The sequence below is a fragment of the Pseudarthrobacter sp. CC4 genome (genome assembly GCF_048957775.1).
GTDB lineage: Bacteria > Actinomycetota > Actinomycetes > Actinomycetales > Micrococcaceae > Arthrobacter.
This window is the reverse complement of the sequence record NZ_JARCCZ010000010.1, coordinates 142,174-166,346: the sequence shown is the minus strand read 5'-3', so window position 1 is coordinate 166,346 and position 24,173 is coordinate 142,174. Positions and strand designations below refer to the sequence as shown.

The 24,173-nt window shown below is 68.3% G+C and carries 20 protein-coding genes; 6 read left to right on the top strand and 14 right to left on the bottom strand.

Going from position 1 to position 24,173, the window contains the following annotated elements; genetic code table 11:
- Position 1: 1 nt before the first annotated feature.
- The 10 genes from PV768_RS08925 to argC all read right to left on the bottom strand — a co-directional run bounded on the left by PV768_RS08925 (position 2) and on the right by argC (position 10,124).
- Complete coding sequence (locus PV768_RS08925) at positions 2-763, bottom strand: maleylpyruvate isomerase family mycothiol-dependent enzyme (RefSeq protein WP_421092822.1); 762 nt, start codon at positions 761-763, stop codon at positions 2-4.
- A 10-nt stretch (positions 764-773) separates the two neighbouring features.
- Positions 774-1,322 (bottom strand): pyridoxine/pyridoxamine 5'-phosphate oxidase, encoded by a 549-nt coding sequence (locus PV768_RS08920; protein ID WP_323057577.1) that lies wholly within the window; start codon positions 1,320-1,322, stop codon positions 774-776.
- A gap of 141 nt (positions 1,323-1,463) precedes the next feature.
- Positions 1,464-2,879, bottom strand: coding sequence for an argininosuccinate lyase (argH, locus tag PV768_RS08915; protein ID WP_421092821.1), 1,416 nt, complete (start codon positions 2,877-2,879; stop codon positions 1,464-1,466).
- Positions 2,880-4,085, bottom strand: coding sequence for an argininosuccinate synthase (locus PV768_RS08910; protein ID WP_009359388.1), 1,206 nt, complete (start codon positions 4,083-4,085; stop codon positions 2,880-2,882).
- Positions 4,086-4,131: 46 nt separating this feature from the next.
- Entirely contained in the window at positions 4,132-4,662 is a 531-nt protein-coding gene (locus PV768_RS08905; protein ID WP_104997445.1) for an arginine repressor, read from the bottom strand.
- Positions 4,662-5,672, bottom strand: a complete 1,011-nt coding sequence (gene argF, locus PV768_RS08900; protein WP_421092820.1) for an ornithine carbamoyltransferase — start codon at positions 5,670-5,672, stop codon at positions 4,662-4,664. The genes PV768_RS08905 and argF overlap by 1 nt, the downstream gene beginning before the upstream one ends.
- Positions 5,669-6,922: an acetylornithine transaminase gene (locus PV768_RS08895; RefSeq protein WP_157238557.1), complete on the bottom strand. Its 1,254-nt coding sequence runs from the start codon at positions 6,920-6,922 to the stop codon at positions 5,669-5,671. The genes argF and PV768_RS08895 overlap by 4 nt, the downstream gene beginning before the upstream one ends.
- A complete protein-coding gene (argB, locus tag PV768_RS08890; RefSeq protein ID WP_104999686.1) occupies positions 6,919-7,878 on the bottom strand; it encodes an acetylglutamate kinase in 960 nt (319 codons plus the stop codon). Before argB ends, PV768_RS08895 begins: the two co-directional genes overlap by 4 nt.
- Before the next feature lie 39 nt (positions 7,879-7,917).
- The gene (gene argJ, locus PV768_RS08885) at positions 7,918-9,084 is read right to left on the bottom strand and encodes a bifunctional glutamate N-acetyltransferase/amino-acid acetyltransferase ArgJ (RefSeq protein ID WP_421092819.1); all 1,167 of its coding nucleotides are present in this window, start codon (positions 9,082-9,084) and stop codon (positions 7,918-7,920) included.
- Positions 9,081-10,124 (bottom strand): N-acetyl-gamma-glutamyl-phosphate reductase, encoded by a 1,044-nt coding sequence (gene argC / locus PV768_RS08880; protein WP_421092818.1) that lies wholly within the window; start codon positions 10,122-10,124, stop codon positions 9,081-9,083. The genes argJ and argC overlap by 4 nt, the downstream gene beginning before the upstream one ends.
- A 150-nt stretch (positions 10,125-10,274) precedes the next feature.
- Here argC and PV768_RS08875 point away from each other — a divergent pair, with 150 nt between their 5' ends.
- From PV768_RS08875 to PV768_RS08865, 3 genes are all read left to right on the top strand, one after another.
- Positions 10,275-11,240, top strand: coding sequence for a quinone oxidoreductase family protein (locus tag PV768_RS08875; RefSeq protein WP_421092817.1), 966 nt, complete (start codon positions 10,275-10,277; stop codon positions 11,238-11,240).
- Positions 11,241-11,436: 196 nt separating this feature from the next.
- Positions 11,437-15,357, top strand: a complete 3,921-nt coding sequence (locus tag PV768_RS08870; RefSeq protein ID WP_421092831.1) for a Pls/PosA family non-ribosomal peptide synthetase — start codon at positions 11,437-11,439, stop codon at positions 15,355-15,357.
- 34 nt (positions 15,358-15,391) lie between these two features.
- Positions 15,392-16,774 carry a M1 family metallopeptidase gene (locus tag PV768_RS08865; RefSeq protein WP_421092816.1) on the top strand — a complete coding sequence of 461 codons (1,383 nt, stop codon included), beginning with the start codon at positions 15,392-15,394 and terminating at the stop codon, positions 16,772-16,774.
- On the opposite strand, the gene PV768_RS08860 is transcribed toward PV768_RS08865, so the two are convergent.
- Genes PV768_RS08860 through pheS form a run of 3 tightly spaced genes read right to left on the bottom strand, consistent with a single transcriptional unit; the run spans position 16,771 to position 21,067 of the window.
- Positions 16,771-17,439, bottom strand: coding sequence for a 4'-phosphopantetheinyl transferase family protein (locus PV768_RS08860; RefSeq protein ID WP_321215886.1), 669 nt, complete (start codon positions 17,437-17,439; stop codon positions 16,771-16,773). The genes PV768_RS08865 and PV768_RS08860 overlap by 4 nt on opposite strands.
- Before the next feature lie 20 nt (positions 17,440-17,459).
- Positions 17,460-20,003 (bottom strand): phenylalanine--tRNA ligase subunit beta, encoded by a 2,544-nt coding sequence (gene pheT, locus PV768_RS08855; RefSeq protein WP_421092815.1) that lies wholly within the window; start codon positions 20,001-20,003, stop codon positions 17,460-17,462.
- A gap of 2 nt (positions 20,004-20,005) precedes the next feature.
- Positions 20,006-21,067: a phenylalanine--tRNA ligase subunit alpha gene (gene pheS, locus PV768_RS08850; protein WP_157238564.1), complete on the bottom strand. Its 1,062-nt coding sequence runs from the start codon at positions 21,065-21,067 to the stop codon at positions 20,006-20,008.
- A 197-nt stretch (positions 21,068-21,264) separates the two neighbouring features.
- On the opposite strand from pheS, the gene PV768_RS08845 reads away from it, so the two are divergent.
- From PV768_RS08845 to PV768_RS08835, 3 genes are all read left to right on the top strand, one after another.
- Positions 21,265-21,744: a hypothetical protein gene (locus PV768_RS08845; protein ID WP_157238565.1), complete on the top strand. Its 480-nt coding sequence runs from the start codon at positions 21,265-21,267 to the stop codon at positions 21,742-21,744.
- 3 nt (positions 21,745-21,747) lie between these two features.
- Positions 21,748-22,491, top strand: a complete 744-nt coding sequence (locus PV768_RS08840) for an SIMPL domain-containing protein (protein ID WP_421092814.1) — start codon at positions 21,748-21,750, stop codon at positions 22,489-22,491.
- A gap of 70 nt (positions 22,492-22,561) precedes the next feature.
- Positions 22,562-23,695 carry an Rv2578c family radical SAM protein gene (locus PV768_RS08835; protein WP_321215883.1) on the top strand — a complete coding sequence of 378 codons (1,134 nt, stop codon included), beginning with the start codon at positions 22,562-22,564 and terminating at the stop codon, positions 23,693-23,695.
- Here the strand turns inward: PV768_RS08835 and PV768_RS08830 are convergent.
- The gene (locus PV768_RS08830) at positions 23,692-24,141 is read right to left on the bottom strand and encodes a (deoxy)nucleoside triphosphate pyrophosphohydrolase (protein ID WP_321215882.1); all 450 of its coding nucleotides are present in this window, start codon (positions 24,139-24,141) and stop codon (positions 23,692-23,694) included. The two genes, PV768_RS08835 and PV768_RS08830, sit on opposite strands and share 4 nt — an antisense overlap.
- Positions 24,142-24,173: the final 32 nt, after the last annotated feature.

Here is a 24,173-nt window from a genome sequence, read left to right as displayed (position 1 = left end):
ATCACTTGGGCGCGGGCGTTCCCGCCGGCCATGGCAGCAGCGTCGGCAGGTCCACGCCGTCGGCCGCTGCAGAAGCGCGCAGGCTCCCCAACGTGGGTTCGCGGCCGGCCAGCCACGCGGCGATATCAGTGACCATGCCGCTGACCACGGTGGACCGGTTGCCGCTGCCGACAGTCACGGGCGGCAGGCCAAGCGGCTGCAGCACCAGTTTCTCCCCTGGCGGGACGCGGGCTGCGAGGAAATCGAACAGGTGCTCGCAAAACGGCCGGCTCCAGGTTTCCGGTCCCCTGCCGGTCAGGAGGTCGGAGTCATGGATGACGAGCTCGCGCCACAGGGCCAGGCCTCCGTCCAGGACCACTCCACCCCGATAGGAGATGGGCGCCCACCAGCCGGTGCGGTTGGCCGACGAGTCCTTGATGCCCGGCAGCGCATCGAACGCGCGCAGGACCCGCTCCAGGGCCTCGGCCAGGTCCGCCTTGTGGGTGGCGGCGTCGTGGCCGGCCGCCATGCCGATCGCCCTGTTCCGGCCGTCCATGCCGCCGTCGTAGAGCTCGATGGTTTCCCCCCGGGCGGCGTACTCGAGCTGCCGGGCCATGGCGTTGGAGATCCCCGTGAGATGCGCAAGGACGTGTCCCCGCGTCCAGCCGGGCAGGGCGGAGGGAGCCTTCACGTCGTCGTCGGTGAGCTTGGCGGCGTCGGAGGTGACGTCGTCGGCAGCTGCGTGAAGCCCGGTGAGCAGGAGGTCGGGTTCGGGAGCGGTCATGCCGCCCAGCCTAGTCCAGCCGTGCGCCGTCCGCGCCCAGGCGGTGGCGGATATGGGAGCCGTCGTGGCTGGCCTGCCAGAACTCGATCTCCTCCGGGCGGATGGCATAGAGCTGCCAGTCAGGGTTTTCGCTGCCGTCAGCACGCGGCCGTTCAGCCCAATCCCTGGACGAAGCTTCCGCGGATAATTCCGTCACCGGACCCAGCACACGGACCTGCCGGCCCAGCGATGGCCAGTAGAAGTTCAGGGCGGCGTAGGGGTTGGCGCCCAGTTCCCTGCCCTTGCGCGAGGTGCGGGACGTGGCGAAGTGCCAGCCGTCGTCGTCGATGTTCTTCAGGATCAGCATCCTCGACGACGGTTGCTGCCCACCGCCGGAACCGCGGCCAACGGTGGCCAGGCTGCAGGCATGGGGCTGGGGTTCCCCTGCCGCCAGGGCCTCGTCCAACCACTGCTTAAAGAGCAGGACCGGGTCCTGCGGCGACTTGTCAGGGTCGAAGCCGGGCAAGTCGGATGGAAAGTCGGGCAGGGTGCGAAGGAACTTCCGGAAGGTTTCGCTCATTGCGCCATGGTAGCGGTGAGTCCTCCGCGTGAACCCCCGACGCTCTCTCACTTGATGCTTGAAAATCGCCAAGGCTCTCTCACTTTCTTAGGGAAAGTGAGAGAGCCTTGGCAGAAACGGCGCGTTAAGTGAGAGAGCGTTCTAGCCGGCGTACTCCCGGACGCCGGCAAGTTCGGCTTCCAGCGCAGCGAGCTGGCGTTCGACGGCGGCCGGCGCCGTTCCGCCCTGCGAGTTGCGGCTGTTCAGGGAACCTTCCGTGGACAGGACCGTGCGGACCTCCGGCGTCAGGTGCTCCGAGATGGCCGCGTACTCTTCGTCCGTCAGGTCCCACAGCTCCACGCCGCGGGATTCCGCCTGCTTGACGGCCGCGCCCGAGAGTTCATGCGCCTCGCGGAACGGCACGCCCTGGCGGACCAGCCATTCGGCGATGTCCGTGGCCAGCGCGAAGCCCTGGGGTGCCAGGGACTCCATCCGTTCGGTGTTGAACTTCAGCGTCGCGATCATGCCGGAGACGGCCGGGAGCAGCAGCTCCAGGGTGTCGGCGGCATCGAACACCGGTTCCTTGTCCTCCTGCAGGTCACGGTTGTACGCCAGCGGCAGGCCCTTGAGCGTGGCCAGCAGCCCGGTGAGGTTGCCGATCAGCCGGCCGGCCTTGCCGCGGGCCAGCTCCGCCACATCCGGATTTTTCTTCTGGGGCATGATCGAGGAACCGGTGGAGTAGGAATCGTGCAGGGTCACAAAGGAGAACTCCTTGGTGGCCCAGAAGATGACTTCCTCCGAAATCCTGGACAGGTCCACACCGATCATCGAGCACACCCAGGCAAACTCGGCGAAGACGTCGCGGGACGCGGTGCCGTCGATCGAGTTGTGCGTGGCGGAGAAGAAGCCCAGGTCCGCCGCCACGGCCTCCGGGTCCAGGCCTAGCGAGGAACCCGCCAGGGCACCCGACCCGTAGGGCGAAACGCCGGCGCGCTTGTCCCAGTCCTGGAGCCGCTGCACATCGCGCAGCAGCGCCCAGGCATGGGCCAGCAGGTGGTGGCTGAGCAGCACCGGCTGGGCGTGCTGCAGGTGGGTGCGGCCCGGCATGGCCACACCATGGTGGGCCTTGGCCTGTTCCACCAGCGCGTCCACTGTGGCCAGCACGCCCCGTGCGATGATCCTGGCGTGGTCACGCAGGAACATGCGGCCCAGCGTGGCCACCTGGTCATTGCGCGAGCGGCCGGCGCGGAGCTTGCCGCCCAGCTGGGTCCCGGCACGCTCAATGAGTCCGCGCTCCAGCGAGCCGTGCACGTCCTCGTCGGACTCCGCGGGCAGGTAGGCGCCGGACGCAACGTCCTCATCCAGCTGCGACAGGGCAGCCAGCATGCCTTCGAGTTCGGCGTCATCCAGCAGCCCGGCCTTGTGCAGGACGCGGGCGTGCGCCTTGGACCCGGCGATGTCGTAGCGGGCCAGCCGCCAGTCGAAATGCGTGGACTTGCTCAGTGCTGCCAGGGCGTCCGCGGGGCCGCCGGCGAACCGGCCGCCCCACAGAGCGCCTTCATTTGTTGCCGAGACCATTTACTTTCCCGCGACCCGGATGTCGCGGCCGGAGGCAACCTTGGCGGACATGCCCCACAGCTCGATGAAGCCGCGTGCCATGGACTGGTCGAAGGTGTCGCCGGTGTCGTAGGTGGCGAGGTTGAAGTCGTAGAGCGAGGTGTCGGAGCGGCGGCCGTTGACGATGGCCTGGCCGCCGTGCAGGGTCATCCGGATGTCGCCGGAGACGTACTTCTGGGTGTCCTCGATGAAGGCGTCCAGGGAGCGCTTCAGCGGGGAGAACCACTGGCCGTCGTAGACCAGTTCGGCCCAGCGCTGGCCAACGGTGGCCTTGAAGCGGGCCTGCTCGCGCTCGATGGTGATGTCCTCGAGGTGCTTGTGCGCGGTGATCAGCGCCATGGCGCCCGGAGCCTCGTAGATCTCGCGGGACTTGATACCCACCAGGCGGTCCTCGACGACGTCGATCCGGCCCACGCCCTGGGCGCCGGCGCGGCGGTTGAGTTCCTTGATGGCCTGCAGCGGGGTGACCTTGACGCCGTCAATCGCCACCGGCACGCCGGCTTCGAAGGAGATGGTGACTTCATCCGGTGCCGGCGGGAATTCCGGGGTGGCGGTGTAGTCGTAGATGTCCTTGGTGGGGGCGTTCCAGATGTCCTCGAGGTAGCCGGTTTCGACGGCGCGGCCCCAGACGTTCTGGTCGATCGAGTACGGGTTCTTCTTGGTGGTCTCGATGGGCAGGCCCTTTTCCTCGGCGAAGGCGATGGCCTTGTCGCGGGTGAGGGCGAGGTCGCGGACCGGGGCGATGCACTTCAGGTCCGGGCCGAGGGTCTGGATGCCCACTTCGAAGCGGACCTGGTCGTTGCCCTTGCCGGTGCAGCCGTGGGCAACGGTGGTGGCGCCGAATTCACGGGCCGCCTTGACCAGGTGCTTGACGATCACCGGGCGGGAGATGGCGGAAACCAGGGGGTAGTGGCCCTGGTAGAGGGCGTTGGCCTTCAGCGTGGGGACGCAGTACTCGTTGGCGAACTCGTCGGAGGCGTCGGCCACGTAGGCTTCGACGGCGCCGCAGCCGAGGGCACGCTGGCGGATGGTCTCCAGGGACTCGCCGCCCTGTCCGACGTCGACCGCTACGGCGATGACCTCGGCGCCGGTGGCTTCGCCGATCCAGCCGATGGCTACTGAGGTGTCCAGGCCGCCTGAGTAGGCCAGCACGATGCGTTCAGTCACTTGGATGCTCCTTGGGATTGGGGGGTTGTAGATGTTGTCTTCAAGCTTATTGCCCGGCTTCTTCAGCCAGTTGCAGGAACCTGGCGGCGAGGTCCTGGCCGCCCTGCGGATCCCGGGAGACCAGCAGCACGGTGTCATCCCCGGCGATGGTCCCCAGGATGGACGGCATCACCGAGTGGTCGATGGCCAGGGCCAGGAAGTTGGCGGCGCCCGGCGGAGTACGGAGCACGGCGATGTTGGCTGAGGCCTCCGCGGTGACCAGCAGTTCGCTGCACAGCCGGGCCAGCCGGGCGTCCAGGATCTCCTGGCTCACCCCGCTTTTTGCGGCCCGCTCGCCGCCCTCGCCGGGGACCGCGTACACCAGCACGCCCTCCTTGCCGCGCACCCGGACCGCGCCGAGTTCCACCAGGTCCCGCGACAGCGTCGCCTGGGTGACCTGCACGCCGTCGTCCGCCAGCAGGGCTGCCAGCTCCGCCTGGGAGCGCACCGATTCACCCGTCAGGATGGCCGCGATCCGGGCCTGGCGGGCCGTCTTAGTGGCCGGGCTGGAGCCCGGCGACGCCGGTTGGGCAGACACTAGAACGTGCTCTCCCCGGTGCCTTCAACCGGAGCGAGGCCGTCCACGAACGCCAGGCCGGAGCGGTGCATCAGCCATGCCATCAGGGCCTTCTGGGCGTGCAGCCGGTTTTCGGCCTCGTCCCAGACGATGGACTGCGGCCCGTCGATGACGCCGGCAGAGATTTCGTAACCGCGGTACGCGGGGAGGCAGTGAAGCACGACGGCGTCTTCCGCAGCATGTGCCATGGCCGCCTCATCGACGGAGTACTCCCGGAACAGCTGGAGCCGGGCTTCCTTTTCGGCTTCCTGGCCCATGGACACCCACGTGTCCGTTGCCACGACGTCGGCCCCTTTCAAGGCCTCCGCCGCGTCAGTCGTGACCAGCACCGAACCACCGGTCTCCGCGGCGCGTTCCTCCGCGGCTGCCACGATGTCCGCCGCGGGGAGGTAGCCCTCGGGCCCGGCAATCCGGACATGCATCCCGGCCGTCACCCCGGCCAGCAGGTAGGAGTTCGCCATGTTGTTGGCGGCATCCCCGAGGTAGCTCATGGTGAGCCCCTTGAGTTCGCCCTTGTGCTCCTTCACGGCCAGCAGGTCCGCGAGCAGCTGGCACGGGTGGTAGTCATCGCACAGGGCGTTGATGACCGGCACCCTGGAGTTTTCGGCCATGGCCACCAGGCCGGCGTGGGCGCCGGTCCGCCACACAATGGTGGACACCATGCGTTCCAGGACCTTGGCGGTGTCCTCCACGGATTCCTTGTGGCCGATCTGCGCCTCGCCCGGGTTGATGATCAGCGCGTTGCCGCCCATGTCCGCGATGCCGGTGGCGAACGACACCCGGGTCCGGGTGGAGGTTTTGTCGAAGATCACGGCGACGGTCTTGCGGCCGCTGCCCTCGGCAGCGAACGGCTGGACGCTGTACGGGGCGGCCTTCATGCGCATGGCGAGGTCCAGGACCTCTGCCTGCTCGGCAGGGCTGAGGTCCGTGTCCTTGAGGAAGTGCCGGGTGGTGCCGGTGGCTGGTGTCACTGGGCGTCCTTAGCTGCTTGGAGGATGGCCGGGAAGGCGGCCAGGAAAGTGTCTGCCTGCGCTGCCGTGAGGACCAGCGGCGGCGCAAGGCGGATGGTCCGCGGACCCGGGCTGTTGACGATGAAGCCGGCGTCCAGGCCGGCCTGCACCACGGCCGGGGCCACGTCCGCGTCGAGGTCGAAGCCGATCAGCAGGCCTTCGCCCCGGACTTCGGTGACGCCCGGGATGGCCGCCAGCCCCGAACGCAGGTGCTCCCCTACCGAAGCCACGTTCGCCAGAATATCCTGGCTTTCGATCGCGTGGAGCGTGGCGAGGGCAGCTGCCGTGGCCACCGGGTTGCCGCCGAACGTGGTGCCGTGCTGGCCGGCGGACAGCAACGACGACGTATGGCTGCCGAAGGTGACCAGCGCACCGATCGGGAAGCCCCCGCCCAGTCCCTTGGCCAGGGTGACGGCGTCGGGCATGATGCCGGCGTCCTCGCTGGCAAGCCACTTGCCGGTGCGGCCAATGCCGGTCTGCACCTCGTCCAGGATCAGCAGCGTCCCTACCCTGGCTGTCAGCTCCCGCGCGGCCCGAAGGTACCCGGGCGGCAGGGGCCGGACGCCCGCCTCGCCCTGGATGGGCTCCAGGAAAACGGCGGCCACCGTTTCATCAACGGCAGCCTTGAGCGCCTCGGCGTTCCCGAACGGGATGTGCACCACGCCGCCGGGCAGCGGCTCGAACGGCTCGCGGTAGGCCTCCTTGGCGGTCAGGGCAAGCGCGCCCATGGTCCGGCCGTGGAAGGCGCCTTCGAGGGCGATGATCTTGGTCCGTTTGGCGCCGCTGCCACCCGTATTGCGGCGCGCCAGCTTGAAGGCCGCCTCGTTCGCCTCCGTGCCGGAGTTGGTGAAGAACACCTTGGAGCCGGCCGGCGCCTGGGTGAGGGCCAGGAGTTTTTCGGCCAGGGCGATCTGCGTGGGGCTGGTGAAGAAGTTGGAGACATGCCCGAGCGTGGCCAGCTGGCTGGAGATCACGGACGTGACGAACGGGTTCGCGTGGCCCAGGGCGTTGACCGCAATCCCGCCAAGGAGGTCGAGGTATTCCTTGCCGTCGGCATCCCAGACCAGGCAGCCGGCGCCGCGCACCAGCACACGCTGCGGGGTGCCGAACACGCCCATCAGGGAGGTGGAGTAGCGTTCCAGCCACTCGGCTCCGGCGTGGCCCGTGGTCTCCACGAGTTCTGTCACGGATGGCTTTTCCACCGAGTTCATGCGTTGATCTCCTCGTCCGGGACTACCTGGGTGCCAATGCCCGCCGTCGTGAATGTTTCAAGAAGCATGGAATGGGGCAGGCGCCCGTCCACGATGTGCGCGCGTTCCACACCCTCGTCAATGGCCTTCAGGCATGCAGCCATCTTCGGGATCATGCCTGATTCGAGCCGCGGAAGCATGTCCCGCAGCTCCGAGGCCGTGAGGGAGGAAATGAGGGATGACTTGTCCGGCCAGTTGGCGTACAGCCCTTCGACGTCGGTCAGGATCACCAGCTTGGAGGCGCCCAGCGCCGAGGCGACGGCCGCCGCGGCGGTGTCCGCGTTGACGTTGAGGACCTGGCCGGTGGGCTGGAAGCGGGCGGTGCCGGCCACGCCTTCTCCGCCGTCCACGATCTCCGGGGCGACTGTGGAGATCACCGGAATGCGGCCGGCGCCGAGGATGTCCTCGATGCCTGCGGGGTCGACGCCGACCACCTCGCCTACCAACCCGAGGTCCACTTCTTCGCCGTCCACCACAGTGCCCGTCCGGACGGCGCGGAGCAGCCCGCCGTCTTCTCCGGACATGCCCACCGCGTAGGGGCCGTGCGAGTTGATCAGTCCCACCAGCTCACGCCCCACCTGGCCGGTGAGGACCATGCGGACAACGTCCATGGCCTCGGGCGTCGTGACCCGGAGGCCGCCCTTGAACTCAGACTCGATGCCGAGCCTGCCCAGCATCGAGTTGATCTGCGGACCGCCGCCGTGGACCACCACGGGGTGGATGCCCACGTGGTGGAGAAAGACGATGTCCTCGGCGAAGGCGCGGCGGAGATCATCGTTGACCATGGCGTTGCCGCCGTACTTGATCACCATGGTGGTGCCGGCGAAGCGCTGGATCCAGGGCAGGGCCTCGATCAGGGTTGCTGCCTTGTCCTGGGCGTCGGACATGCTGGTGGTTTCACGCGTCTGGGTGTTCATGCTGTCACTTTCCGCAACGGTTTCTGCCGGGGACAGGCCCTAGCTGGAGTAGGCGCTGTTCTCGTGCACGTAGTCGAGGGTGAGGTCGTTGGTCCAGATGGTGGCCTCGGCGTCGCCGGCCTGCAGGTCAATGTCCACCCGCACTTCGCGTGGTTCCAGGTTCACGAGGCTCCGGTCGTCACCGATGCTGCCGTTCCGGCAGATCTGGACGCCGTTCATGGCCACGTTGAGCTGGTCAGGCTCGAATGCGGCGTCCGTGGTGCCGACCGCAGAGAGTACCCGGCCCCAGTTGGGGTCCTTGCCGAAGATGGCGGCCTTGAAGAGGTTGGAGCGGGCCACGGACCGGCTCACGGTTACGGCGTCGGCCTCGCTGGCGGCGTTGAAGGTCCGGATGGCGATGTCGTGGCTGGCGCCTTCGGCGTCCGCGATGAGCTTCCGGGCCAGTTCGGCGCAGACCTTGATCAGGCCTTCGCTGAACGCTTCGGCGGAAGGGACAGCACCGGAGGCGCCGGAGGCCAGCAGGACCACGGTGTCGTTGGTGGACATGCAGCCGTCCGAGTCTGCCCGGTCGAAGGTGACGCGTGTGGCATCGCGAAGGACGACGTCGAGCATGTCCGCATCCACCGCCGCGTCCGTGGTGAGCACCACCAGCATGGTGGCCAGGCCGGGAGCGAGCATGCCGGCGCCCTTGGCAATACCGCCAATGCTGAATTCCTGGCCGTCGGCGTCGCTTCCGATGAACAGTGCAGATTTCGGCACCGAGTCGGTGGTCATGATGGCCACGCCCGCCTCGGGCCCGCCATCGTCGTTCAAGGCCGCAGCTGCTGCCTCCACGCCGGGAAGGATCTTGTCCATGGGCAGCTGCTCGCCGATCAGGCCGGTGGAGCATACAAACACATCCGTGGCCGAGATACCCAGCACCTCAGCCACCTTTTCGGCTGTGCTGTGGGTGTTCTGGAAACCGGTGGGCCCGGTGCAGGCGTTGGCGCCGCCGGAGTTGAGGATGACTGCGTCCACCCGGCCGTCGGAAACCACCTGGCGGGACCAGTGGACCGGGGCCGCAGCCACCCGGTTGCTGGTGAAGACCGCGGCGGCGGCCTTGGCGGGGCCGTCGTTCACCACAAGGGCAAGGTCCGGCTTGCCGGAAGCCTTAAGTCCTGCGGTGATGCCGGCAGCCCGGAATCCGGAAGGTGCGGTAATGGTCATGGAGCTACTCCCTGCAGGTCGAGGCCGGCGGTTTCCGGCAGGCCAAGCGCGATGTTCATGGACTGGACGGCGCCGCCGGCCGTTCCTTTGGTGAGGTTGTCGATAACGCAGGTAACGATCACCCGCCCGGTGCGGGCGTCGAAAGCCAGCTGCATGGCCGCGTGGTTGGACCCCTGCACCGACTTGGTGCCGGGCCACTGGCCCTCCGGCAGGACGTGCACAAAGGGTTCGTCGTCGTACGCGTCGGTCCAGGCCTGGCGCAACTGTTCCGGCGTGATACTGCTTAGTGCCTGCGGCTTTACCCTCGCCGTCGCCGTGGTGAGGATCCCGCGGCTCATCGGAGCCAGGGTGGGCGTGAAGGAGACGGTGACCTGCTCCCCCGCCGCATTGGACAGGCCCTGTTCAATTTCGGGGGTGTGCCGGTGGCCGCCGCCCACGCCGTAGGGACTCATGGAGCCCATCACTTCGGCACCGATCAGGTTCACTTTCGCTGCCTTCCCCGCACCGGAGGTACCGGACGCGGAAACGATCACGACGTCGTCGGGCTCCAGGAGATGCGCGGCGAACCCTGGCGTCAAGGCCAGCAGGGCCGACGTCGGGTAGCAGCCGGGCACGGCGATGCGGGTTGCGCCCTTCAGGGCCTCGCGCTGGCCGGGAAGTTCCGGCAGGCCGTACGGCCAGGTGCCCGCGTGGGCAGAGCCATAAAACTTCTCCCAGGCCGCGGGGTCCTCGAGGCGGTGGTCCGCCCCGGCGTCGATGACGATTGTCCCTTCCGGGAGCTGCGCCGCGATCTCCGCGGACGCACCGTGCGGCAGGGCAAGGAATACGACGTCGTGGCCGGCGAGGTTCTCCACGGTGGTGTCCTCGAGGATTCGGCTGGCCAGTCCGTGCAGGTGGGGCTGCAGCTCGCCGAGCCGGGAGCCGGCATTGCTGTGGGCCGTGATGGCCCCAATGGTGACATCCGGGTGTCCGGCGAGGAGGCGCAGGACTTCTCCACCGGCATAACCGCTGGCGCCTGACACTGCAACAGAAATAGTCATGGACTCCACCTTACAGCAAGAATATGCACTGGTCCCGATATTTATGCATCAGATCCTGGATGTTTGCCTCGGCACCGGGTTTCCCTTCGGTTTCCCTAGGATGGATCGTGCAGCCGGGGCTGGAAAGGCCAGGCCCGGGGAAGGAGAGCCATGACGCATGCAATCGTCGCACGGCAGGCAGGCGGCCCGGAAGTCCTCGAATACGCGGAGGTGGACCGGCCGGTCCCCGGCCCTGGCCAGTTGCTGCTCAAAGTGGGTGCGGTGGGAGTGAATTTCATCGACACCTACAAGCGCAGCGGCGCGTACAAGGTCCCGTACCCCTTCACGCCGGGTTCCGAAGCAGCGGGCACGGTTGCCGGACTGGGCGAAGGAGTGACGGGATTCGCCGAAGGAGACCGCGTGGCCACCGCCGAGGGCACCAGCTGCTACGCCGGCTACGCCGTGGTGGATGCAGACAAGGCCCTGCCAGTGCCCGAGGGACTCGACGACCTCACCGCCGCCGCCCTCCCGCTGCAGGGAATGACCGCCCACTTCCTGATCAACTCCACCTTCAAGGTGGAGCCGGGGCACACTGTACTGCTCCACGCTGGCGCGGGCGGTGTTGGCCTGCTGATGATCCAGCTGCTCAAAGCCAAGGGCGCTACCGTGGTCACCACGGTGTCCACGGATGAAAAGGAGCGGCTCGCCCTCGACGCCGGCGCGGACCATGTGCTGCGCTACAGCGGATTTACCGACGCCGTCAGGGACCTCACCGGCGGCAGGGGCGCCGACGTCGTGTACGACGGCGTGGGAAAGGACACCTTCGACGGCTCGCTGGCCGCCCTGCGCATCAGGGGGACGCTGGTGCTTTTCGGCGCCGCCTCGGGTCCCGTTCCCCCGGTGGATCCGCAACGGCTCAACGCCGGCGGTTCGCTCTTCCTGACCCGGCCCACGATCGCGCACCACCTCCTGGACGCGGCGGAACGGCGCTGGCGCTCGGACGAAATCTTCGCCGCCGCCGCCGACAGCAGCCTGAAAGTGAGGGTGGGCGGGACCTATCCCCTGGCCGAGGCCGCCCAGGCGCACCGCGACCTTGAAGGGCGCCGCACCACCGGCAAGGTGGTCCTGGTTCCGTAGGTCGTCACTTGTCGGGGGGCGCACATTAAGGAAGCACCATGAACACATGTCGAACACCGGGTGGACGGCAGGCAGACCAGGACACTTCCCGTTCATCTTGGCCCGGCACACTGCACAGGTGACCGAGCAACAGAGCGGCAGCCGGGCAGCCGACGGCTATGCCGCGGACCCAGCCCCGGAACGGGCCCCTGACAAGATCCGGGAGCAGGCCCGCCACCAGCCGCAGCTGGCCGGCGCCGCTGCCGCTCCCCCGGCACGGACGCTGGTGGACATCCTGCTGGAGACCGCGCAACGGTTTCCCGATGCCTCAGCCCTCGACGACGGCCGCAGGTCCCTGAGCTACGCCCAGCTGCTGGCGGAAGTACGCTCCGCCGGGCGGGCGATGCACCACGCCGGACTGGGCGCAGGCGACAGGATCGGCGTGCGGATCCCCTCCGGCACCAACAGGTTGTACGTTTCCATCCTTGCCATCCTGCTCATCGGCGCCGCCTACGTCCCCGTCGACGCGGACGATCCCGAAGAGCGCGCCAGGCTCGTCTTCGCTGAAGCCGGGGTAGCCGCCGTGGTCACGGAAAAGGGCATCACCCTCAACGGCAGCAGGCCCACGCCCCACCCCGCGGCCCGGACCGCGGATGTGGACGACGACGCCTGGGTGATCTTCACGTCCGGCTCAACCGGAACGCCGAAGGGCGTTGCCGTACGGCACCGTTCTGCTGCCGCCTTCGTTGACGCCGAAGCCCGGCTCTTCCTCACGGCGGAGCCGATCGGAACGGCAGACCGGGTGCTGGCGGGGCTGTCGGTGGCGTTCGACGCGTCCTGCGAGGAAATGTGGCTTGCCTGGCGGCACGGTGCCTGCCTGGTCCCTGCCCCCCGCGCCCTGGTGCGAACAGGGATGGACCTGGGCCCCTGGCTCATCAGCCACGGGATCACCGTTGTGTCCACGGTCCCCACCCTGGCAGCCCTCTGGCCCGCCGAAGCGCTCGAGAACGTCCGGTTGCTGATCTTCGGCGGGGAGGCATGCCCGCCGGAACTGGCGGAGCGGCTGGCCGTTGACGGCAGGGAAGTGTGGAACACGTATGGCCCCACCGAGGCCACCGTGGTGGCCTGCGCTGCACCGCTGGGCGGGCCGGGTCCGGTGCGGATTGGCCGTCCGCTGGATGGCTGGGACCTGGCTGTGGTGGACGAGGGCGGGATTCCCGTTCCCGAGGGAGGCGTTGGCGAACTCATCATCGGCGGCGTAGGGCTTGCCCGCTACCTTGACGCGGCCAAGGATGCCGACAAGTACGCGTCGTTTCCCACGCTCGGCTGGGACCGCGCCTACCGCTCGGGGGACCTCGTCCGCTACGAAGCCGAGGGCCTCATCTTCATGGGCCGTGCCGATGAGCAGGTCAAGCTGGGTGGCCGCAGGATCGAACTCGGCGAAGTCGACGCAGCCCTGCAGGCCCTGCCGGGCATCGCGGGCGCTGCTGCCGCCGTCCGGACGACGGCGGCGGGGAACCAGATCCTGGTGGGGTACCTTGCGCCGGCGGGACCACCTGGGCCCGACCTGGCCGCCGCCCGCAAGCTCCTCGCTGACAGCCTTCCGGCTGCGCTGATTCCGCTGCTGGCCGTCGTCGACTCCCTGCCTACCAAGACCAGCGGCAAGGTGGACCGCCATGCCCTGCCCTGGCCGCTCACCGGCAGCGGAGCCGACGAAGCAGGCCAGGCCCCGCTGAACCTTCCCGATGACGCCCAGTGGATCGTCGAGCAGTGGGGCGCGGTCCTTGGCAGTAACGCAACCAGCCTCGACGCGGATTTCTTTGCGGCCGGGGGCGGGTCCCTTGCCGCCGCGCAGCTCGTCTCTGCGCTGCGCGTCCGCTACCCCACCATCACAGTGGCAGACATCTACGCGACGCCGCGCGTCGGGGCCCTGATCGATGTGGCCCGGCAGTCACTGCCGGACGGCACTCCCGCCGGCCCTGCCGAGGTCCGAACTGTCCGGCCCACGGCCCGGAAGTCGCAGGTTTTCCAGACGTTGATGGGCGTCCCGCTGCACATCCTCGTGGGCATGCGGTGGCTGACCTACCTGATGGCGGCCAATAACCTGCTGGCAGGACTGGCCGGCTTCACCGCCGCAGCCACGGTGTCCTGGTGGTGGGTGGGTGCGTCCTGGCTGGTGTTCGTCAGCCCTGCCGGTCGCATGCTCCTCTCCGTCGCAGCAGCCCGGATCCTGCTCCGGAACGTCAAGCCGGGCACCTATCCCAGATCGGGGAAAGTCCATCTCCGGCTCTGGCTGGCTGAGCAGATCCAGGACCTTGCGGGAGCGGTCAGCCTGGCGAGCGCACCCTGGGTGCCGTACTACGCCCGCGCCCTCGGCGCGAAGATCGGCAGCAACGTTAACCTGCACTCGCTGCCGCCGGTGACCGGGCTCCTGTCGCTGGGCACCGGAGCCAACGTGGAGCCCGAAGTCGACCTTTCGGGATGGTGGATCGACGGTGACAGCGTGCACATCGGAGCCATCCGGATCGGCGCAGGCGCCACCGTGGGGGCCCGGAGCACCCTGATGCCCGGCGCCAGCATCGGCGCCGGCGGCCAGGTGGAGCCCGGTTCGGCGGTCCTGGGCAAGGTCAAGGCGGGCCAGGTTGTGGCCGGCTCGCCGGCAGAACGCCGGGGCAAGGCGAAACAGAACTGGCCGGCCCAGCCGGACACCGGCGCCATGCTTGCCCGGCTCTGGTTTACCGCCTTCGCGGCCGCCAGCGCACTGCTGGCCATGATCCCCTACCTTTCCGCAGGCGCTGCCTGCCTGGTGGCCTTCCTGTTCATCAGGGGCCACAGCTCCCTGTCCGAGGCCTGGCTTCCCCTGCTGGCCTCCCTGCCCCTTGCCGCCCTGGCCTGGTTCAGCGCCAACCTGCTGCTGGTCCTGGGAACCACCCGACTGCTCGGGCTGGGCCTGCGTGAAGGCTACTACCGCGTGCGGAGCCGGATCGGCTGGCAGATCTGGGCTACCGAGCGTGTGCTGGACCTGGCCCGGGACCTCCTGTTTCCCGTCTACGCCAGCCTCTTCACGCCCGTCTGGCTTCGCCTGCTGGGAGCAAAAGTCGGCAAGAACGTCGAGGCCTCCACCGTGCTGCTGGTTCCCAAGATGACCACCGTGGGAGAGGGCGCGTTCCTGGCGGATGACACGATGGTGGCCTCCTACGAGCTTGGAGGCGGCTGGTTGCGGATCGCCCCGGCCAAGATCGGCAAGCGCTCCTTCCTGGGCAACTCGGGCATGACGGGAGCCGGCCGTAATGTTCCCAAGAACTCGCTGGTGGCCGTGCTGTCCGCGACGCCGTCCAAGGCCAAGTCCGGAACCTCCTGGCTGGGCAGCCCTCCTGTCCGGCTGCGGCGCACGGCTATCGCCTCGGACAGTTCGCTCACCTACCGGCCGCCTCCCAGGCTGAAGCTGGCACGTGCGTTGTGGGAGGCCTGCCGGTTCGTTCCCGTGGCGCTCACTTTGGGCCTTGCCGCGGGCGTGCTGCTGGCCCTGGACTGGCTCGCCGCATCCTTCAACTACGCCGCGGCGGCCCTGCTGGGAGGCATAGTGATGCTGCTGGCCGGTGCCGTGGCCGCGGCCAGTGCCGTGGTTGCCAAATGGCTGCTCATCGGCCGTATCAGGGCCGGGGAACACCCGCTGTGGAGCTCGTTCATCTGGCGGAACGAAGTGGTGGATACGTTCATAGAAATGGTCAGCGCACCGTGGTTCGCCCGGGCCGCCACCGGCACGCCGGCCCTTGTGTGGTGGTTGCGGGGACTGGGCGCCAGGATCGGCCCCGGAACATGGTGCGAGAGCTACTGGCTGCCGGAAGCCGACCTTGTCACCCTGGGAGCGAACTCCACGGTCAACCGCGGCTGCGTGGTGCAAACGCACCTGTTCCACGACCGCATCATGAGCATCGGCCCTGTTACGCTCGAAGACGGCGCAACGATGGGACCGCACGGTGTCATCCTCCCGCAGGCGCGCATCGGCCACGGCGGAACGGTGGGACCGGCTTCCCTGGTCATGCGCGGGGAAACGGTTCCGGCCGGAACCTACTGGATGGGCAACCCCGTCAGTCCATGGGCCGGCCCCGGCGTTCCTGCACCCCGCCCGAAGTAAGTACCCGCCACGTTTGTGATTGAGGCCCGCGTCCATGAGTCTTCCTGAACCAGCAACCTCCGGACCTGCCGCCGGGACAGCCATCCCGGGAGTGCTGTCCGACCCCTACATGCCGGGCCACGGTAGCGACTCGTACCGCGTGTCCCGCTACGAAGTGGACCTCGACTACCGGATGGCCGCCAACCGGCTCAGCGGCCGTGCCGTCATTCACGCCACGGCGGCCCGGCAGGCGTCCGCCGTCGTCCTGGACCTGGCAGGCCTTCGCGCCGTTAAGGTGCAGCTGAACGGGCGGCGCGTGCGGAGGTTCTCGCAGCGCGCTGAACAACTGGTGGTCCAGCTCGACGCCGGCCTCGCCGTCGGCGAAACGTTCACCCTAGACGTCCGTTATGAGGGCAATCCTGCGCCGCGCCGCGGGCTGTGGGGCGAGGTGGGCTGGGAGGAACTGACCGACGGCGTGCTGGTGGCTGGCCAGCCCAACGGCGCACCGTCCTGGTTTCCGTGCAACGACCATCCGCGGAGCAAGGCAAGCTACCGGATCACGGTAACTACCGACGCCAATTACCGTGCCGTCTGCAACGGCCGGCTGGTAGGGCACAGCACCAGGGCCAGCCGGGAGACCTGGACCTACGAGCAGGAGGAGCCCATGGCCACCTACCTGGCCACGGTCCAGATCGGGCGGTATGAATCCCTGGTCCTTGACCCGGGTGCCGCTCCGGGAGGCGTGCTCCAGACCGCGGCCGTCCCGCCCGCACTGGCAGGGGCTGCCCGCCAGGGGCTGCGCCTCCAGCCCGACATGATGCGCACCTTCGTCAGGTGCTTTGGGCCTTACCCATTTTCCGAGTACACGGTTGTGGTGGCCGACGATGTCCTGGAAATTCCGCTGGAAGCCCAGACCATGGCCATTCTGGGCCGCAACCACCTCAGCCTGGACTGGGATGCCCAGCGCCTGATCGCCCATGAACTCTCGCACCAGTGGTTCGGAAACTCCCTGACAGTCCGCGGGTGGCACGACATTTGGCTGCACGAGGGGTTTGCCTGCTACGCCGAATGGATCTGGTCCGAGGCGGCCGGAGTGATGACCGCCCAGGACAGGGCGGCCGCGGCCTGGCGCAGGCTTTCCGCCGCCGGGCAGGACCTGCTCATCGGCGACCCCGGACCGGCCCTGATGTTTGACGACCGTGTCTATAAGCGCGGGGCCTTGGCGCTGCACGCACTGCGCATGCATTGCGGGGACCTTGCGTTCTTCACCCTGTTGCAGGAATGGACCAGGACCCACCGCCACGGCTCAGTCTCAACGGCCGACTTCATCCTGATGGCGAACGGCGTAGCGGGCATCGACGCCGAAGCAGTGCTCCACCCCTGGCTCTTCGAGCTGGCGCTCCCGCCGTTGCCTGCCGCGCGAAGTCGGCGGGGTTAGCCCAAGGCGACGGCGGCGACCAGCGACGCCGGCAGCCCCGTAGCAGCAGACGGCAGGTCCTGTACTCCAGGTTCCTCCAACGCGGCTACCGTGCGGGGATCCACCCGAAGCCCCTCGCCGGTCATTTTGAGCCAGGCCTCCTTCCGGCTCCAGAGCCGGGCACGTTCGCGCAGGAGCGCCTTTCCTTCCAGCCCCGCGAGGGTGAGCTCCTCCGAGCGGGACAACGCCACGGCGTCGAACCCCTCGAAGCCGAGCCGTTCCGGATTTTCGGCGTCCACCCCCAGCCGTTCTCCCCTGCCCGGCGACGTAACCGCGGCGAGCAGCACCCAGTTGCCGGTCCTGGCCATGCTCAGCAACAGGGGCAAGCGCCGGCCCCGGTGCGTGAAGCCCGGCCGGCCGTGGGAGAGTCCGGGTCCGGAGCCGCATTGGGGACAGGAGTAGGAGGACCGCAGCTGCGATGCCGGCAGATCGAGCACGTCGCCCGCAAAACGGCGCAGCGCTGCCCTGCCGGCCAGGAAACGCTGCGCAGCAGCCGGCTCCAGGGCCGCGGCCCGCAGTTCCTCTGCACGTTCAGGGACGAACCCTTCCGGGCCGTCCTGATGCGCCTGCGGGCAGCGGACATCAGTTGTGATATCCACTGCCCGCAGGGCCAGCCTGGCGTCCATGGGACCTGGGTACTGCCCGCCTAGCGCTGGACTGCGCCGAAGCGCTCAGCGGCCAGTGCCACGGCGCTCTCGCGTGCGGCCGATGCCTCGTCCGCCGTCAGGGTGCGGTCGTCGGCACGGAAGCGGAGTCCGAAAGCCAGGGACTTCTTGCCTTCCTCGATCCCCTTGCCGGCGTACACGTCGAAGAGCGCAACGTCCTCCAGCAGTTCACCGGCACCCTCGCGGAGGGCGGCCAGTACGTCATCAGCCGGGATCCCGGCGGGAACCACCAGCGCCACGTCCTGGGTAGCCACCGGGAACGTGGAGATGTGCCGCGCCACGATGACATCAGGCGCGGCCTCGAACAGCGCGTCGGCGTTGAGCTCCAGTGCAACGGAGCGTGGAGGCATGTCGGAAGCCGCCAGCAGCTTGGGGTGCAGTTCTCCTGCATAGCCCACTACTTCGCCGGTGCGCAGGGACAACCGGGCGGCACGGCCCGGGTGGAACGCCTGGTGCGCACCCTGGCTGACCACAATGTCCACGCCCAGGACGTCCCCGGCGAGGCGGGCGATGTCCACGGCGTCCGCCCAGTCCCACGGCCGCGGCGTGTGGCCTGCGGCGGCGGGCGAATCATGGCCCGTGAGGACTGCGGCGAGGTGGAACGGCTGGGCGGGAACGCCGTCGTACAGCGCGTCCAGCACCTCATCGGCAGGCTTGGCACCGAGCGGCGGGATGGAGTCCGTGCCCATTACCTCTGCCGGCAGGAACACCAGGCCCGATTCGAAGAGTGCCAGGTCCCGGAATCCACGGGAGTGGTTCCGCTTTGCCACCTCAATCAGCCCGGGCAGGATGGAAGTGCGCAGGAAGCCCTGCTCCTCACTGATCGGGTTGGCCAGCTTGACCGCGGTCCGGACGGCCCCCTCTTCAGGCACGCCGAAGGTGTCATTGGACGCCTTGGACACGAAGGGGTAGGCCAGGACTTCGGTGAGGCCGGCATCAGCCAGCGCCTGGATAAGGCGGCGGCGCTGCTGCTGCACGCGCGTCAGGCCGCGGCCGGGAGGCGCCACAGGCAGCGTCGCGGGAATCTGGTCGTAACCCACCAGCCGGGCGATCTCCTCGGAGAGGTCCTCCTTGGTCTCCAGGTCGTGGCGCCAGCTGGGGGCCGTCACGGTCCAGCCGCCGTCGCTCTTCTCTACGGCCGCGCCCAGGTCCTCCAAGGAGGTGACAATCTGCTCTTCGGTGAAGTCGATGCCGATCCGTGCGGCCGCGAAGGCTGCCGGAAGTTCTATCGCCACGGAGTCAGGGGCGGTGCCGACGTCGGTTCCCGCCTCGTCTGCCGTGCCGCCTGCGAGTTCCACGAGGAGGTCTACCACCCGCTGGGCGGCGATGCCGGCCACCTGCCAGTCAACGCCGCGCTCGAAGCGCTTGGACGCTTCGGACGGCAGTTTGTGGCGACGGCGGGAACGGGAGATGGACACCTCATCGAAATGCGCCGCCTCCACCAGGATGTTCGTGGTGTCATCGGATACCTCGGTGTCGGCTCCGCCCATCACGCCGGCGATGCCGATGGCGCCGGAGTCATCGGTGATCAGCAGGTCCTCGGCATCGAGGGTGCGTACCTTGTCATCGAGGGTGGTGATCTTCTCGCCGGCCGCGGCACGGCGCACCACAATGTCCCCGGACAGCTTGTCCAGGTCGTAGCAGTGCGTGGGCTGGCCGAGTTCCAGCATCACGTAGTTGGAGATGTCCACCGGCAGGGAGATGGAGCGGATGCCGGCCAGCCGGAGCCGGGACACCATCCACGGCGGGGTGGGCCTGGTGGCGTCGACGCCGCGGACGGTCCGTGCCACGAAGCGGTCGCAGCCGGCGTTCCCGTAGATGGGCGCGTCGTCGTTGAGCTTGACGCCATACCCGCCGGAGAGCTCCGCAGGAGCGTTGACGCGGGACGCGGGATCCGTGAAGGTGGTCCCCGTGGCGTGCGCGTATTCGCGGGCAACCCCGCGGATGGAGAAGGCGTAGCCGCGGTCCGGGGTGACATTGATTTCCGCGGCTTCGTCATAGAGGCCCAGCAGTTCCATGGCGTCGGTGCCCACCTCGGGGTCCAGTCCGATGCGGGACAGCACCAGGATGCCGTCGTGGTCCTCGCCGATGCCCAGTTCGCGAACGGAGGCGATCATGCCGGCGGAAAGGTGGCCGTAGGTCTTGCGCGCGGAGATGTGGAAATCGCCCGGCAGCACGGCGCCCGGCAACGTGACCACCACTTTGTCGCCCTCTACGAAGTTATGGGCGCCGCAGATGATGCCCTGCACGCCGGAGGGGTCGATGCCCTTGCCGGTGAGCGTCTGCTCCTGCCCCTCGGGGACAACGCGGACCTGGCACCAGTTGATGGTCTTGCCGTTGGTTTGCGGTTCTTTGACCAGGCTCAGGACCTGGCCCACCACGATCGGGCCCTTGAGGGTGTCCGTGGGACGGTGGACGTCCTCTTCCTCAAAGCCCACCTTGACCAGTTCGGCCATCACGTCTTCGGCCGTCGCTCCGGCCGGTACCTCCGCGAATTCACGCAGCCAGGAAATTGGGATACGCACTGTTAGATCTCCATCCCGAAGTGCTCGCTGAAACGTACATCGCCTTCGATCATGTCGCGCATGTCCCCCACCTCGTTGCGGAACATGAGGGTGCGCTCGATGCCCATGCCGAAGGCAAAACCTGAATAGACGTCCGGGTCGATGCCGGCGGCGCGCAGGACGTTGGGGTTGACCATGCCGCAGCCGCCCCACTCGATCCACGCCGGGCCGCCCTTGGCGCCGGGGTGGAAGATGTCCAGCTCGGCAGAGGGCTCCGTGAAGGGGAAGTAGTTGGGCCGCAGCCGGATCTGGGCTTCGTCACCGAACATCTGCCGGGCGAAGTGCTCCAGGGTGCCGCGCAGGTCCGCCATGCTGAGCTTCTTGTCGATGGCGAGGCCTTCGAACTGGTGGAATACCGGCGTGTGCGTGGCGTCCAGCTCGTCCGTGCGGAACACCTTGCCCGGGCACAGCACGTAGATGGGCAGCTCGCGTTCCAGCATGGAGCGGACCTGCACCGGGGACGTGTGCGTGCGCATCAGCAGGTGGGCCTCGGGCGGCTCCACGAAGAAGGTGTCCTGCATTTCGCGGGCCGGGTGGTCCGGCTTGAAGTTCAGGGCGTCGAAGTTGAACCACTCCGATTCCACTTCCGGACCCTCGGCGATTTCCCAGCCCATGCCCACGAAGATGTCCGCCACGCGGTCCTGGAGGGTGGACAGGGGGTGCCGGGCACCGGCACGACGACGGCGGGGGGCGGCCGTGACGTCAACCGTCTCTTCCAGCAGGATACGGGCGTCGTTTTCGGCTTCCAGCTCGGCCGTGCGGTCCGCGAGCGCCTTGTTGACCCGCCCGCGGGAGGCACCCATCAGCTTTCCGGCCACGGCCTTCTGGTCCTTGGGCAGCTTGCCGATTTCGCGGTTCGCAAGGCTGAGGGGAGACTTCTCGCCGGTGTGGGCGAGCCTCACCGCCTTCAGCTCGTCAAGGGTGGCCGCGCCGGTGATGGCGGCAACGGCCTGGTCTACGGCGGCAGTGATGGCGGCTTCATCCGTGGGGTTCGGGATGGCGGCGCCCGGCAAAGTTTCAGTCATCTACTGTTCTTAGCTACGAGTCGTGGCTGCCGGTGAACGGGACAGCCAGCGCGGTTTCCCGGCGGCGCGTCCATCACTGGCAGGTCATGGATGAATGCCCCAAGTGCAGGGCGTTCAATGACCAGGTCAGGGCACACCGGCGGAACCGGCGGCCACTATCCTCCAGTCTAATTGAACCGTCCGGCTAGCATGGCCTCATGACTGCGCCTCGAAGCCAGGAAGCCCCGGAGGGCCTCACGGCCGCGCAGCGGCTGAGGCAGGTCGCCAACCTGGTCAACGGCAGCACTGTCCTCGGCGTCGCTGTCGCTGTCGCCGCCCGCACCGACGTCCGCAGGGGGCCGCGCGGCCTGGTCCTTGCGGGCGGGTACAGTTGGCGGCTGCCGTTCGCGGGAGCGTTCACCCTGGGCAACGTGGTGCTCTGCCGCTGCCCGGCCGACAAGCTGGCGGCGCAGCCGGCCCTGCTGGGCCACGAAGAAAAACACTGCAGCCAGTACGCCTGGTGCCTGGGCTTCCCCTTCCTGCCGCTGTATCTCCTCAGCGCCGGATGGTCCATGCTGCGCACCGGGAACCCAGGGACCGCCAACATTTTTGAACGGCACGCCGGACTTGCCGCCGGCGGCTACCCGGTACGCCCCCGCCGCCCCCGGCGCCGGGGACCGTCAGAAGTGGAGGCGTGACCCATGGCAGCGGATTCCGGCAGCGGCGGCGGGGCAAGGGGCGGAGTGGGGGTTCCCGGGTATCAGCCCGGGGCCGTGGATTCCCCTGGAAATGGCTCCCGCGGCACTGAGCCGCGCGGCACTGTCACCGTCACCGGGACCGGTTCGGCGGATGCTGCCCCCGACCTGATGGTGGTCTCCATCGGGGTGGAGTGCAGCGCAGAATCCGTGGAGGCCGCCTACTCCCGGGCCGGCGCCGGCTCCGATGCCGTTGCCTCCGCCTTCCGCCGGCACGGCGTTGAGGGTGCCGACATCCGCACTGCGGCCCTGAACGTGCGGGCGGATATGACATGGCGGGAAGGCGGGGGCCAGCGGGTCACGGGGTACGTTGCAGCCTGCACCCTCACCATAAGGTTGCGGGCGCCTGGTTCCGCCTCCGCCGCAATCTCCGAAGCCGTTGGGGCGGGCGGCAACGACGTCCGGCTGAACGGCCTCGAACTCACGTTCAGCGACGACGCCGCAGTCCGGGCACGGGCGCGTGAAGCTGCCTGGCTGGATGCAGCGAGTACCGCACGCCAGTACGCCCAGCTTGCCTCGGCCCGGTTGGGGCGGGTGCTTTCCATAGTGGACAACGTCCCGGTCCAGGGTCCGGTGCCGCTGGCCCGGATGCAGCGCGCCGCTTCCGTGGAACAGGTCGCCGTGGAGCCGGGGGACTCCACCGTGGCCGCTGCAATCACGGTGGTGTGGGAGCTCCAGGACCTCACGTAGGCGGGCTTCGGCACGCCGGCCGGGCCGGCCGATGCTTGACTTTAGTTCGAACATACATTCGAATAGGGGCATGAGATGGGACGCCCAAGCACTGATGCCCCGGCCGGGAGAAACTGCTCCGGGCACCGCCTCACCCGCCCTGCTACCGCTGGCCGGCCTGGTCCGCTCGGTCACCACTCCCGAGTTCGCCGGCATCACCTTCCACGAGGTCACCGCCAAATCGGTGCTCAACAAGGTGCCGCCCGGTTCAAGGATGCCGTTCGAGTGGACCATCAACCCCTACCGGGGCTGCAGCCACGCCTGCGTCTATTGCTTCGCCCGGAAAAGCCATACGTACCTGGATTTCGACCCCGGCCTGGACTTCGACAGCCAGGTGGTGGTCAAGGTCAACGCCGCGGAGGTCCTTCGCAAAGAACTGGCCAAACCTTCCTGGGGCCGCCACCAGGTGGCCCTCGGCACCAACACGGACCCCTACCAGCGTGCCGAGGGCCGTTACCGCTTGATGCCCGGCATCATCACCGCCCTTGCTGACTCGGGAACTCCCCTCTCGATCCTCACCAAGGGGACGCTGCTGGCACGGGACATTCCATTGCTCAAGAGCGCCGCAGCCCAGGTGCCCGTGGGCCTGGGCATCTCCCTCGCCATGACCGATGAAGCGCTCTCCGAGGCCGTCGAGCCGGGAACGCCGGGGCCCCGGGCACGGCTCAAGCTCGTCTCCCGCCTTCGCGAGGCCGGACTCCCCTGCGGGGTGATGGCCATGCCCATCCTCCCCTGGCTTTCGGACAGCGATGACGCCTTGGATGCGCTTTTCGCTTCATTGGCTGCCGCCGGGGCCACCGGAGTGACCGCCGGAGCCCTCTACCTCAAACCGGGCACCAGGGAGTGGTTCATGAAGTGGATCGCCGCCAACCATCCCGGACTGGCCGGCCGCTACCGCGGGCTCTACGGCTCCGGCTCGTATGCCTCCAAGGAGTACCGCTCCTGGCTGGCCGGCAAGGTCCGCTACTTCAAGGCACGCCATGGCTTCACCAATTCATCCGGCTTCAGCCACAGGGACCTGGAGGACGACCCCCGCGGCGAGGAGGCTGCCTACCCGGCAGGCGCCATTCCGGCAGCGGCAGGGCATGATGCGGGTAGCTCCGTGCCCGGCGTACCCGGGCTGCCGGCACAGGGAGGACCGGCAGAACAGGCAACGCTCTTCTAGGAGCGCGCAGCCTCAGCCTGGACACCCAGGGCGGAAAGAAGCGCCCTGACGATCGGGAAATCGGCAGGTATCCAGGGCAGGCCCAGGACCGCTTCCGGATCAGACAGTGCCACCCACCGCAGGTCATCGTGGTCTTCAAGCGGCCGCGCTTCCCCGCGGGTCACCTCCGCGAGCCACACCCGCATGCTGGCACGGCTGTTCAGCGGCCACCCCTGCGGTGCCCCGGCCGGAAGCTCGGGGCCGAGCCGGACGCCGATGCCGAGTTCCTCGTACAGCTCGCGGGCCAGCGCGGCTTCCGGTTGCTCTCCGGATTCCACCTTGCCGCCGGGGAACTCCCAGAGGCCGGCCAGATCCTCCGGCGCGCTGCGCCGCGCCACCAGCAGCAGCGAAGGTTCCGCCAGGCTGTCAACGACGGCTCCGCCTACCACCTGTATCAGTCCAGTCACTGGCTCATTCTATGGGGGACAATGGTGGGGCC